Consider the following 13097-nt stretch of genomic DNA (forward strand, 5'->3'; position numbering starts at 1 on the left):
TAATAGCTATGATAAAAATTCCAAAAATTGACTTTCCGCAATTAAAATCCAAACTACAGGTAAAATCTCCCTGGGATAGGATTATTATTATGGTACTTAGTCTTTTGATTACGATTCCGGTTTTTATCATACTGCATCAAAACCTGATTGACCTGAAATGGCCTTTTAATTTAGATCGTGTTTTTATTTTTATAATCGTTTTTACTGTTCTTTTTTTTCTGTTGATGTTGTTGCGTACCATCATCATCATTTGTATTGTCCTTTACTTATTGGTTTTATTTTACGGAAGCGTGATTGGAAACTATGGCTTTACTGAAATCTCCGAAGACTATAATTCGATGATTTACACCATGTCTGATAATCCGTTTCCACAAGATATAATTGTGGCAAAACTGCTTCCATTTCCTAATAAAACAAAAATTATCAATGCAATAGAGTATCAGGATCCAAAAGTTCGAAATTTTGCTATCATGTCTACTACGAAGCATTTTAAAGGTATAAAAGGATATTCTGATTACAGAACCATCATTCAGTGTTTTGCTGTTTTTAAGGAAATCAATGATCGATGGAATTACGTTAATGACCCAAAAGAAGGCGATTATATTGCTACAGCGAGTGAATCATTAGAATATTTTTCGGGAGATTGTGACGATCATTCTATTTTGATGGCTGCAGCTGTAAGATCCATTGGCGGAACACCAAGGTTAATTCATACGAAAGGCCATATTTATCCTGAAATTTTGATTGGCTCTTTAATCGATCTTGAAAAAGTCAATTACCTGATTAAAAATGTGCTTTTTGTAAAAGAAAGTAAGGGAAAGATAATTCATTATCATATCGACGAACGCGGTCAGGTCTGGATGAATCTGGATTACACTGCCAAATACCCCGGAGGTCCTTTTATGTACGAAGAAATTTTAGGGGCTTTAACGCTTAATTAAAAAATAAAAAGCCTGTCAGGGATTAAGTTTCTGACAGGCTTTTTTTAATCGATTTACTGAAACTACTTCTGACGTTTCTTCAAAACTTCAATTACATCATTTAACTGGTATCCTTTTGCCTGTAATAAAATCAGGTAATGAAAAAGCAAATCAGCACTTTCACTCAGGAATAAATCATCGTTATCGTCTTTGGCTTCAATAACTACTTCTACCGCTTCTTCTCCTACTTTTTGAGCAATTTTATTGATTCCTTTTTCGAATAGTGAAGCTACATAACTTTTCTCAGAATCAGCATTCTCTCTGCGGGTTTTGATTGTATTTTCTAATTCGGAAATAAAACCATAATTAGCATCATTTGGTTCCTGCCAGCATGTATCTGCTCCTGTGTGACATGTTGGTCCGACAGGTTTCGCCTGAATTAAAAGCGTATCACCGTCGCAGTCGTTTTTTATACTTACCAGATTTAAAAAGTTGCCGCTTTCTTCCCCTTTTGTCCAAAGCCTTTGTTTGGATCGGCTGAAAAAAGTCACTTTTTGGGTTTCGATTGTTTTTTGAATTGATTCTTCATTCATGTAACCCATCATTAGGACATTTTTCGTTTCTGAATCCTGAATAATCGCCGGAATCAATCCGTGAGAGCTTTTAATATCTATTTCCATATTAGTCTAAAGTTGTAAAGCCCAAAGTCTTAAAGTTAAAACTACATTCGAACTTCTATATTGTTGTTTTTATTGTTTAAATCTTTCTTCTTGACTCTATTCTAAAGTCTAACTTCAATATCATTTTTCCTAAGTTCCTGTTTCAACGCTTTTATTTCGATTTCTTTAAAGTGAAAAACACTCGCAGCCAAAGCTGCATCTGCTTTTCCTACCTTAAAAGAATCAACAAAGTGCTGAATATTTCCGGCACCTCCCGAAGCAATAATCGGAATATTAATTAATCCTGACAATTTTGCCAAAGCCTCGTTTGCAAAACCATTTTTAGTCCCGTCATTATCCATTGAAGTGAATAATATTTCTCCTGCACCTCGTTCAGCCACTTCTACAGCCCAATCGAATAAATTTAATTCTGTTGGAACTTTTCCACCCACCAAATGTACGATCCACTGTCCGTCAATTTGTTTAGCATCAATCGCTACTACAACGCACTGGCTTCCAAATTTCTGAGCCAGGTCATTAATCAATTGCGGATTTTTAACTGCGGATGAATTAATCGAAACTTTATCAGCACCATTATTCAAAAGGATTTCAACATCTTCAACAGACGAAATTCCGCCACCAACCGTAAACGGAATATTGATTTTCTCCGCCACACTTCGTACCATATTGACTAACGTTTTTCTACGCTCTTCCGTTGCCGAAATATCCAGAAAAACCAATTCATCCGCACCTTCAGCCGAGTAAATTTCAGCCAGTTCAACCGGATCACCCGCATCACGCAAATCTACAAAATTTACGCCTTTTACGGTTCTTCCGTTTTTTATATCTAAACAGGGTATAATTCTTTTTGCTAACATTCTTTAATGTGTCAATTTATACAATTAGATAATTTGAAAATGAGATAATTAGATAATTTTAACTATACGCTAAATAATTGACTAATTTTCTAATTGACACATTATCTCAATTGTTTTATTTTCTAATTATAAAATCCTCCAATTGCTTTAAGGAAATTCTCCCCTCGTAAATCGCTTTCCCGATTATAGTTCCTTCACAACCTAATTCTGCTAATTTTGGGAGTTCATCGAAAGTTGAAATCCCACCGGAAGCGATTAATTTTATTCCTTGAGCTTCAGCCAAAATTTTAGCATATAAATCAAAACTTGGACCTTCCAACATTCCGTCTTTTGCAATATCCGTACAAATTACATACTCAATTCCTTTTGTTTGATAATCCTGAATAAACGGAACCAAATCTTCATCAGAATCTTCCAGCCATCCTGAAACCGCTACTTTTTCATCTTTTGCATCAGCTCCTAAAATGATTTTATCCGAACCGTATTCTGCAATCCATTTTTCGAAAATTGTTCTGTTTTTTACGGCAATACTTCCACCAGTAATTTGGTTGGCACCGCTTTCAAACGCAATTCTCAAATCATCATCCGATTTTAAACCTCCTCCAAAATCAATTTTCAAACCGGTTTGTGTTGCAATTTGCTCTAAAATTTTATAATTGACAATTTTGCTTGATTTTGCACCATCAAGATCTACTAAATGCAGGTATTCTATTCCGTGTGCTTCAAATGATTTCGCTACTTCAAGCGGGTTTTCATTGTAAATTATTTTGGTATCATAATCACCTTTGGACAAGCGAACGCATTTTCCTTCAATGATATCTATGGCTGGTATTATTCTCATTTTATTAGTCTTAAAGTTTGAAAGTCAAAAGTCGTAAAGTTTTGATTTCAGATTAACGATTTTTGATTTCAGATTTTTAAAATTGATATTTTAATTGATATTTGAAACTGCTATTGAAATTTAAACCTTTATATTTTCAGGAAGTTTTCCAATATCTTCTCTCCAACATCACCACTTTTTTCAGGGTGAAATTGTGTTCCGTAAAAATTATTTTTATGCAAAGCCGAAGCGTATTCCAATTCATAATTTGTTGTAGCAATAGATTCAGCACAATTGGGAGCGTAAAAGCTATGTACCAGATACATGAATTCATTTTCAGCAATATCTTTAAACAAATCTGATTTTAGATTATAGATTTGGTTCCATCCCATCTGTGGCACTTTTACTTTTGAAGTAAATTTAATCACATCCACATCAAAAATTCCCAAACCTTTTGTGTTACCTTCTTCCGTTGAATTGCACATTAATTGCATTCCAAGACAGATTCCGAATACAGGCTGTTTCAATTTTGGAATCAAACTATCCAAACCGCTTTCCTGCAGTTTTTTCATAGCGTAACTCGCTTCGCCCACACCTGGGAAAATCACTTTATCTGCCGACTGAATTTCTTCAGGATTATTACTCAAAACAGCCTTAAAACCAAGTCTTTCAATAGCAAACATGATGCTTTGAATATTACCTGCGCCGTAATTTATGATAACTATTTTCATTTAATTTTTGTTTCAGGTTTCAAGTTTAAAGTTTCAAGTTGCTCAACAAAACGTGAAACCTGAAACTTTAAACCTGAAACAATTTTTCTAAAGATCTGTATAATGAGCAATCATTTTATTTACCAATCCGTTTTCATTAAAAAACATAACTTCAACTGCCATTTTATTCATAACCGATTTATAATAAAGTGCAACCGAATCAATACCTGATGTAACTTCTATCAATTCAAAATGCAAATCAGGAATTTTGGTTAACGCTTTTTCCCAGTATGCCCTTACCTCTTCTTTTCCCTGAATTGAGCCACTTTCTATTCCTGCAGCCAGTTTTAACATTGGCGTTGTAATTTCAATTTCTTCCGAATAATGCTTCATGATATCGTCTAAATCATGAGAATTCCAGGAATCAATCCATTCTTTGGCAAATTTTTTAGCGTCCATTTCATTTTTGTTTGATTTGTTTCAGACCCCACGTTTCAAGTTACTCAACAGAACGTGAAACCTAAACTTGAAACATTTTTTTACAACATTCCCTTCGTCGAAGGCAAAATCATTTTCTCAGTATCTCTTTTTACGGCAACTTTTATAGCTTTAGCGAAAGCTTTAAAAATCGCTTCAATTTTATGGTGTTCGTTATCCCCTTCTGCTTTGATGTTGATATTTGCTTTTGCACCGTCTGAGAACGATTTAAAGAAATGAAAAAACATCTCAGTTGGCATTTTACCTACCATTTCGCGTTTAAATTCGGTTTCCCAAATCAGCCAGTTTCTTCCTCCAAAGTCAATGGCAACCTGGGCTAAACAATCATCCATTGGCAAACAGAAACCATAACGCTCAATACCTAATTTATTTCCTAATGCTTTTGCAAAAACTTCTCCAAGCGCAATTGCTGTATCTTCAATTGTATGGTGTTCATCAACTTCTAAATCACCTTTTACCAGAATTTCTAAATCCATTTGACCATGACGGGAGATTTGATCTAACATGTGATCAAAGAAAGCAATTCCCGTATCGATTTTACTTTTTCCTGTTCCGTCAAGATTTAGATTGATAAAAATATCTGTTTCATGTGTTTTACGGGTAATCGAAGCCGAACGTGCTTCTAATTTCAAAAACTCATAAATTGTTTTCCAGTCGGTTGTCTGCAAAATAATCGTTTCATCTAATTCTTCACGTTTTGATGAAATTTCAGTACTTCCTGCGCCATCAGTCAAGTTCATGAAAATGGCTTTTGCACCAAGGTTTTTAGCCAGTTCAACATCTGTTAGACGATCTCCTAATACAAAAGAATTTGCCAGATCATAGTTTGGATTATCGATATATTTCGTCAGCATTCCGGTTCTTGGTTTGCGTGTTGGCGCATTATCCTCAGGAAATGATCGGTCAACAAAAATATCATCAAACAAAACACCTTCGTTTTCAAAAGCTCTTAAAATAAAATTTTGTGTTGGCCAAAACGTATCTTCCGGAAAACTATCCGTTCCCAATCCGTCCTGATTGGTTACCATTGCCAGTTCGTAATCCAGTTCATTGGCAATTTTAGCCAGATACTGAAACGCTTTTGGGTAAAATTCCAGTTTTTCTAAACTGTCTAATTGATATCCTTCCGGTTCTAAAACAATCGTTCCGTCACGATCGATAAAAAGTACTTTTTTCATTTTATTTATTTTTTTTAGGAGTTTTACATTCTTTACAGAAATCTGACAACTCCTCTATTTCTTTTAAAACTTGTTCGTGTAATTTTTCTAATTTATCTTTTTCACTACCTAAATTAGTCTCATTAGAAGTTTTAGAAATCAATTCGTTAAGTTCTTTTTGATTCTCATAATAAAGTGGTTTTAAAAAAGATATATCTGAAAGTGTGCGTTTCTCTTCAAATATTTTTTTACGTAATTTTCTTGCATACAATTCAGACAAATCAAAACCATATTGTCCCAAATATACCATTGCTTGTGCATTTTTATCATCAACTGCAATTATTGATGAGGATTCTCTTTTGAATGTATTATTTATCTTCGAATTAAAATTTTTGGTGAACATGAACTCAATATTTGACATTGCAAAATTAAGGTCTGCACCAATAACCATCATAAAATTATTAACCTTTACATCCCCAACTTTTGTTGAAGGTGATTGAAAATCGGATATTTTCAATTGATATTTTCCATCCCAATTAATTTCATTTTGCGAATAGCTATTTATGCAAAATAAGATGCTAACTATAAAAAGTAATTTCTTCGTGTTATTTTTTGCCACAGATTTAGATGTTTATTTTATTCTGCTATATGTTTTAAGGACAAATTAAATTAATTAAACGATTTTTAAGTCGTGGTAATGTTTTTATGTGTTATTAATTTTGTGATGTTTGCGTCCTTTGCGGTTAAATAAACCTTAACTCAACAACTTCAATTCCTTAATTAAAACAGCATTTTCCTCAGGAATGCCAATCGTAAAACGAAGGCAGTTTTCACATAACGGCTGAGTAGTTCTGTTGCGGATTACAATTCCTTTTTCAATTAACTGATCGTATCTTTTATTGGCATCATCAACTTTTGCCAACACAAAATTAGCTTCTGTAGGATATACTTTTTCAACAAAAGCAACGTCTCCCAAAACTTTAAGCAGTTCTTCTCTCTGTTCGATGATAGCAGCAATTTCCTGTTTTATTTTTTCTCCATCTTTCAAACGTTCAATCGCTCTTTGCTGCGTTAGTTCGTTTACATTATAAGGAGGTTTAATTTTATTTAAAACTGAAATTACAGCTTCGGAGGCATAACAAATTCCTAAACGAATTCCGGCTAATCCATAGGCTTTTGAAAGTGTCTGAGTGATTACCAGATTTGGGTATTGATCCATTTCTTGCAACCAGCTTTCTTTTTCCGAAAAGTCAATATATGCTTCATCGATTACGACCAAACCTTTAAAGTTCTGCAGCAGTTTCACCACACTTTCATCTGAAAAAGAATTTCCTGTTGGATTGTTTGGCGAACATAGAAAGATAATTTTGGTATTATCATCAACAGCATCAAGGATTTTCTCAACCTGTGGCTGAAAATCTGTTGACAACAAAACTTCCCTGTTTTCAATTGCATTAATGTTAGCCAAAACACTGTACATTCCGTAAGTTGGAGGCAGTGAAATAATATTATCTGCCTTTGGTTCACAAAAAGCCCTGAAAAGCAAATCCAAAACCTCATCGCTTCCATTTCCTAATAAAACCTGGCTTTGTTTTACATTATTATTTTTGGCTAAAATTGCTTTAACCGAATTCTGCTGTGGATCCGGATAACGGTTCACACCATTCTGAAACGGATTTTCATTCGCGTCCAGAAAAATCATTTCGGCAGTATCAAAATCTTCAAACTCATCACGAGCTGAAGAATAGGGTTTTAATATTTTTACGTTTTCACGTATTATGGTGTTTATATCGAAGGTACTCATTGTTTTATTTTTAGGGAGAAGAAAGAATTAAGAAGAAAGAATAAAGATTCAAATCTATCCTTATACTCATTCATCTTGCTTCTTGTTTCTATTTTCTTTGTTGTAAACTCTTTAATCTCAAGGTAACAGCATTCTTATGCGCCTGCAATCCTTCGGCTTCTGCCATAACTTCAATCGCTTTACCAATATTCTGAATTCCTTTTTCTGAAATTTTCTGAAACGTCATTGATTTCATAAAACTATCCAGATTTACTCCACTGTAATTTTTGGCATAACCGTTTGTCGGCAAAGTATGATTGGTTCCTGAAGCATAATCCCCGGCACTTTCAGGAGTATAATTTCCAACAAAAACAGAACCTGCATTAACAATTCCGTTACAATAAAAATCATCATATTCTGAGCAGATGATAAAGTGTTCCGGACCGTATTCATTGATTAGTTCCAAAGCAATTTTATCGTTTTCAACAAAAATTAATTTAGAATTCGCAATTGCTTTTTTTGCAATTTCTTTTCTTGGCAGCTCTTCCAGCTGAATCTCAATTTCTTTTTCAACTGCTGCAATAAGCTTTTTCGAAGTTGAAACTAAAATTACCTGGCTATCAGCCCCATGTTCAGCCTGAGATAACAAATCTGAGGCAACAAAAGCCGGAACAGCTGTATCATCAGCCACAACCAATAATTCTGAAGGTCCTGCAGGCATATCAATTGCAACTCCAAACTGGGTTGCCAATTGTTTCGCCACCGTTACAAACTGGTTTCCGGGACCGAAAATTTTATATACTTTCGGGATTGACTGCGTTCCGAAAGTCATTCCGGCAATAGCCTGGATTCCTCCTACTTTTAATATTTTGGTTACTCCGCATAAATTGGCAGCATACAAAATTGCAGGATTAATTTTTCCGGTTTTATCCGGAGGTGAGCATAACACAATTTCTTTCGAACCGGCAATTTCTGCAGGAACAGCCAGCATTAAAACCGTTGAAAATAAAGGAGCGGTTCCACCCGGGATATACAAACCAATTTTTTGAATTGGTCTTTTTTCCTGCCAGCAGTTTACACCTTCAATCGTTTCAATTGAGATTCTTTCTGTTTTTTGTGCTGAGTGGAATTTATAAATATTGTTTTTAGCCAGCTGAATCGCTTCTTTCAATTCGGCCGAAACTAAAGTAATTGCTTCTTCAATTTCTGCCGGAGAAACTTCATAATTGTCTAAAGCAATTCCGTCGAAGATAGAAGTGTATTTTGCAACGGCCTCATCCCCTTTTTTCTGTACTTCTTTAAATATTTCTTTAACCGTAACTTCGATATCATCGATTGTTTTCGTAGGTCTTTTTAAAATTTCTGACCAGGTATCCGGTTTTGGGTTATTTATTTTATTCATTTTTTTATGCTTTAAGCTTCAGGCTGTACGCAATAAGCTTTATTAACTTTATGTTTTTTTGGCTTAAAGCGTATTGCCTAAAGCCTATAGCGGACTAAGTCCTAAAGAACCATTTTCTCAATTGGGCAAACCAAAATTCCTTCTGCTCCAGCTTCTTTCAACTGATCGATTACGTCCCAAAAAGTATCTTTATCGATTACAGAGTGAACACTGCTCCATCCTTCCTGAGCCAATGGCAAAACGGTAAGACTACGTAAAACAGGCAAAATTCTGCCAATTTCATCAATTTTTTCGTTTGGCACATTCATTAAAATGTATTTTGAATTACGTGCTCTTAAAACCGACTGGATTCTGAATTTTAAGGTATCGATGTGTTTTTGAATTTCCGGAGAAACTTTTGGGGAAACAGCTAAAACTGCTTCACTTTTCAAAATTACCTCAACTTCTTTCAAATTATTTTTAAATAAAGTACTTCCGCTTGAAACAATATCAACAATTGCATCGGCAAGGCCAATATTAGGTGCAATTTCTACTGAACCTGAAATCTGGTGAATATCTACTGTTAATCCGAATGAACCGAAATATTCATTAACTGTATTTGGATAAGAAGTCGCAACTCGCAAACCAGCTAAATCCTGAATCGAATTATATTCAAAAGTTTTAGGAACCGCTACAGAAACTTTACATTTTGAAAATCCTAATTTCTGAACTACTTCAATACCTTTTCCTTTTTCTACCAAAAGATTATCGCCAACAATTGCTAAATCTACCACTCCATCAATTAAATATTGCGGAATATCAGAATTTCTTAAATATAAAACTTCAAGAGGAAAATTTGAAGCTTCGGCTTTTAACTGATCGATTCCGTTGTTGATTGAAATGCCGCAGTCTTTAAGGATCTGAATGCTGTCTTCATTTAAACGACCTGATTTTTGAATTGCAATTTTTAAAGTACTCATTTTTCTTTTTTTTGTTTAATTAATAGTTTGAGTACAAAGAATAGGTAATAAAAAACCCGTTTGAAGTACTCAAACGGGTTTTAAAATATGATGATTTACATTCATACCATTAACACATCGCCTGAGAGCAATTATGAAAATGATGATGATGTAATTGGTTTATAAACATTGTTGGTTGTTATTCTTTGATTCGGTTGCAAATATACAGGTTAATTTCATAAAAAAGCAATTTTTAATTTAACTTAACTATAGTTTATTGTTAAAAAAAAGATCACAAACCTTATTTCAGTACATTTTTACAATTGCAATGTGTTTGTTTCTTCGTTAAATTCTAAAATTACTGTGGTTCCTATATTTATTTTGCTTTCTATATGAAATTGAATATTCAGCAGTTTCGTAAAACGTTTTACGATAGACAATCCTAATCCCGTTCCTTTAATCTCAGGATGTCCTGATGAGTTTGATCTGAAAAAAGGATTAAAAACAGCTTCTAAATCGCTTTTTTTAATTCCGATTCCATTGTCCGAAATTTTACAGTTTATTTTATTGTTTTCTTTAGAAAGAAAAACAGAAACTTCGCCACCATGATTGGAATATTTGACAGCATTCGAAATAATATTCCTAAAAATCGTTACCACAAGATAATTATCCGAGTTGATGTAATAATCTTCTTCAGCCTCAAATTTCATATTGAGATTTTTACTGTTTATTCTTCCTGAATTTAAATTGATGACATCTAAAACTACAGCATTTAGATAAACCGATTCCGGCAGGATATTTTGTCTCTGATTCTCAAACCGGGCCAGCATTAAAAGCTGATCAACCAACATATTTAAATGATCTACTTCGTTGATGCAGTAATTTATTTTTTCTTCGTATTCTTTATTATCCCGTGGCTTTCTAATCAGTACTTCAAGCGTTCCCTTAATCACCGTTAGAGGTGTTCTTAGTTCATGAGAAGCATCGGATGTGAATTGTTTTTCACGTTCTACCGCATCTTCTATACGGTTTAATAAGCTGTTAATGGTTTCAGAAAGGGTGTGCAATTCATCACGTTGTTTAGGCAAAGGAATTCTCATTTTCAGATTGTCCTTTGTAATCATTCCCGATATATCAGTAATTGCATTTATGGGTTTTATGCTTCGTCCGGCAAAAAATCTTGCAATTAAAAACAGTACTACTAAAATTATAGGAAATGCTATTAACAGAGTTTCAAAAAGGTTATTTAAAACTTTTGCCGAATCTGTCAATGGCATTGCAATTATCAGATAGCCGATTTTTTTTGATTTAATATGCAGCGGTACCTGAATCTGCCTGACAGTACTGCCTAATAAATCTGCATCGAACATTTTAAAATGCTCTGCACTATCATGAAACACAAGAACTTCATTCTTTAAATTAGGGGATTTTTCAATCACTTTTTTATTTAAATCCAAAAACTGGACAAAAACCGGATTTACATCTACAGAATTGTGTTCCCGTTCTTCCCACTCTTCAGCATCCATTAAAATAACGACATTGTTCTCGACTTTAATTTCCTTTAAATGATCCTCAATTTCAATCATTAAATTTTCATCAAGATGCTTGTAAACAGTAAATTTTACTGTGGAATAAATTGCTGAAAATACCACCAGAATCAGCAAACCTGTTGTGATGATATAGTTTAAGGCTATTCTGTTTTTAAAGGAAAGCTGTTTCATTTTTAATCGTTAGCAATGTAACCTACTCCGCGTATCGTTTTTATATAATCTTCTTCAATTTTTAAATTCAGTTTTTTTCTGATGGCATTAATAAAAACATCAATAACACCGGTATCATATTCAAAACTGATATTCCAGACGTCTTTTAAAATCTCATTACGGGTACACACTTTTCCTTTATTTCTAATTAAATAAACCAACAATTCAAATTCTCTTTGTGTGAGTGCAATTTCTTCATCATTTTTTAAAACGATATATTTCGACAAATCAATTGTAATAGTTCCTAACGACAATGTTTCTGAACCTTTTTGATACCTAAAATGAACTTTGATCCGTTCTACTAATTCTTCAAAACTAAATGGCTTTTTGATATAATCGTTAGCCCCGGCTTTTAAACCTTCTATGGTTTCTTTTACGGTATCTTTTGCAGTCAAAAAAATAATGGGAGTTGTATGATTTTTAATTCTGATGGCTTTACAAAGATCTATACCGCTGATTTTAGGCAGCATCCAATCCAGTAAAATCAAATCAAATTGCTGGCTTTGGGTTAATTCAAAACCTTTTAAACCGTCATTTGCAGTGGTTATCTGATATCCTTCTTCCTGAAGTCCCTGCTGCAAAAACTGAACAATTCCTAACTCATCTTCTACTATTAAAATATGCATTGCTACTGTTTGTAATTAAGATTAATTTTTAGGCTTTTATAGTTATTATTTTTTTCAAAGATAATTTTTTTTCATTAATCATCTTATGAAACCTACAGCCCTAGCCCTGATGGAAGCGGCATCTCCCGATTTAGAAAAACAAGGCTTTTTAGCCGTAGTTTTTATTTGTCGGGAATACAGCGGACAGCAGGAAACAGCTCCTAAAAAAATCTATTCAACGACTATAATTTACTATTCTACAATTCTTTATATTTCTAAGGCAAATTCTTATCTTTGAGAGAAAGAGCTTTTTATAATGAGGAACACTTTAAAAAAATACAGCAACAAGGCCAAAGCCGCTTTTGTTTTACTGATTGTGATGCTGATCATCGTACTGAGCAATTTTAATACGCTGCGGAATTCTGAAAATGTCAATGAAAATATCAATACAATTTATAACGACAGACTGGTTGTGGGGTATTATATTTTTCAATATGCGAATGAACTTCATTACATAAAGACAGAAGCACAAAAAGAGAATTTAAATGATTTTACAAAAAATGAAGAAATAAAAAGTTCTCTGAAAATAATTCACACTATTGATGCCTTGTATTTTAAAACTGTGCTGACGCCAAAAGAGAAAATTCATTTTGACAGTTTTCTGGCTTCCTGTTCAGCAATCAATAAAGATGTTCAGAATAAAAACTGGAATCATATTGTACCATTGTGTGATAAAGCCTTAAATACACTGAATCAGCTTTCTGAAATTCAGGTAAAAGAAGGCAAAGCAAAACTGGCCAGCGCCAATGCGATGCACAGTGGTAATAACACACTCGGACAGCTTGAGATAGCTTTGTTATTTGTTTTGGGCGGCATTACTTTTTATTTATTGCTTATAAAAAAGCCAAGAAGAAACATCAAAATTCCGGGATCGCCGAGTCTTAATTAAAAAACGAAAGCCTGTGAA

15 protein-coding genes are annotated in these 13097 nt (G+C 33.7%); 3 read left to right on the forward strand and 12 right to left on the reverse strand.

Features of this window, described 5'->3' with window-relative positions:
* The first annotated feature begins 8 nt into the window (after nucleotides 1-8).
* Nucleotides 9-941: a transglutaminase gene (locus tag DMB68_RS08930; RefSeq protein ID WP_110346254.1), complete on the forward strand. Its 933-nt coding sequence runs from the start codon at nucleotides 9-11 to the stop codon at nucleotides 939-941.
* Nucleotides 942-1003: 62 nt separating this feature from the next.
* Here DMB68_RS08930 and hisIE read toward each other — a convergent pair whose 3' ends face one another.
* From hisIE to DMB68_RS08990, 12 genes are all read right to left on the reverse strand, one after another.
* Complete coding sequence (gene hisIE / locus DMB68_RS08935; RefSeq protein WP_110346255.1) at nucleotides 1004-1600, reverse strand: bifunctional phosphoribosyl-AMP cyclohydrolase/phosphoribosyl-ATP diphosphatase HisIE; 597 nt, start codon at nucleotides 1598-1600, stop codon at nucleotides 1004-1006.
* Between the two features lie 101 nt (nucleotides 1601-1701).
* Complete coding sequence (gene hisF / locus DMB68_RS08940; protein WP_031455346.1) at nucleotides 1702-2457, reverse strand: imidazole glycerol phosphate synthase subunit HisF; 756 nt, start codon at nucleotides 2455-2457, stop codon at nucleotides 1702-1704.
* Nucleotides 2458-2572: 115 nt separating this feature from the next.
* Entirely contained in the window at nucleotides 2573-3298 is a 726-nt protein-coding gene (hisA, locus tag DMB68_RS08945; protein ID WP_110346256.1) for a 1-(5-phosphoribosyl)-5-[(5-phosphoribosylamino)methylideneamino]imidazole-4-carboxamide isomerase, read from the reverse strand.
* Nucleotides 3299-3426: 128 nt separating this feature from the next.
* The gene (gene hisH / locus DMB68_RS08950) at nucleotides 3427-4008 is read right to left on the reverse strand and encodes an imidazole glycerol phosphate synthase subunit HisH (RefSeq protein ID WP_110346257.1); all 582 of its coding nucleotides are present in this window, start codon (nucleotides 4006-4008) and stop codon (nucleotides 3427-3429) included.
* 87 nt (nucleotides 4009-4095) lie between these two features.
* Nucleotides 4096-4446 (reverse strand): nuclear transport factor 2 family protein, encoded by a 351-nt coding sequence (locus DMB68_RS08955; RefSeq protein WP_110346258.1) that lies wholly within the window; start codon nucleotides 4444-4446, stop codon nucleotides 4096-4098.
* A gap of 80 nt (nucleotides 4447-4526) precedes the next feature.
* Nucleotides 4527-5663: a bifunctional histidinol-phosphatase/imidazoleglycerol-phosphate dehydratase HisB gene (gene hisB, locus DMB68_RS08960; RefSeq protein ID WP_110346259.1), complete on the reverse strand. Its 1137-nt coding sequence runs from the start codon at nucleotides 5661-5663 to the stop codon at nucleotides 4527-4529.
* 1 nt (nucleotide 5664) lies between these two features.
* Nucleotides 5665-6261, reverse strand: a complete 597-nt coding sequence (locus DMB68_RS08965; RefSeq protein ID WP_110346260.1) for a hypothetical protein — start codon at nucleotides 6259-6261, stop codon at nucleotides 5665-5667.
* Between the two features lie 135 nt (nucleotides 6262-6396).
* Nucleotides 6397-7446 (reverse strand): histidinol-phosphate transaminase, encoded by a 1050-nt coding sequence (gene hisC, locus DMB68_RS08970; RefSeq protein WP_110346261.1) that lies wholly within the window; start codon nucleotides 7444-7446, stop codon nucleotides 6397-6399.
* Nucleotides 7447-7534: 88 nt separating this feature from the next.
* A complete protein-coding gene (hisD, locus tag DMB68_RS08975) occupies nucleotides 7535-8827 on the reverse strand; it encodes a histidinol dehydrogenase (RefSeq protein ID WP_110346262.1) in 1293 nt (430 codons plus the stop codon).
* Nucleotides 8828-8928: 101 nt separating this feature from the next.
* The gene (gene hisG, locus DMB68_RS08980) at nucleotides 8929-9786 is read right to left on the reverse strand and encodes an ATP phosphoribosyltransferase (protein ID WP_110346263.1); all 858 of its coding nucleotides are present in this window, start codon (nucleotides 9784-9786) and stop codon (nucleotides 8929-8931) included.
* 296 nt (nucleotides 9787-10082) lie between these two features.
* Nucleotides 10083-11486, reverse strand: a complete 1404-nt coding sequence (locus DMB68_RS08985) for a HAMP domain-containing sensor histidine kinase (RefSeq protein ID WP_110346264.1) — start codon at nucleotides 11484-11486, stop codon at nucleotides 10083-10085.
* A 2-nt stretch (nucleotides 11487-11488) separates the two neighbouring features.
* On the reverse strand, nucleotides 11489-12151 hold the full coding sequence (locus tag DMB68_RS08990; RefSeq protein ID WP_110346265.1) for a response regulator transcription factor: 663 nt from the start codon (nucleotides 12149-12151) through the stop codon (nucleotides 11489-11491).
* 85 nt (nucleotides 12152-12236) lie between these two features.
* On the opposite strand from DMB68_RS08990, the gene DMB68_RS08995 reads away from it, so the two are divergent.
* A complete protein-coding gene (locus tag DMB68_RS08995) occupies nucleotides 12237-12428 on the forward strand; it encodes a hypothetical protein (protein WP_110346266.1) in 192 nt (63 codons plus the stop codon).
* Nucleotides 12429-12446: 18 nt separating this feature from the next.
* Nucleotides 12447-13079 (forward strand): MCP four helix bundle domain-containing protein, encoded by a 633-nt coding sequence (locus DMB68_RS09000; RefSeq protein WP_110346267.1) that lies wholly within the window; start codon nucleotides 12447-12449, stop codon nucleotides 13077-13079.
* Nucleotides 13080-13097 lie beyond the last annotated feature (18 nt).

Origin of the sequence: Flavobacterium hydrophilum, from assembly GCF_003202405.1 — a bacterium.
Lineage (GTDB): Bacteria > Bacteroidota > Bacteroidia > Flavobacteriales > Flavobacteriaceae > Flavobacterium > Flavobacterium hydrophilum.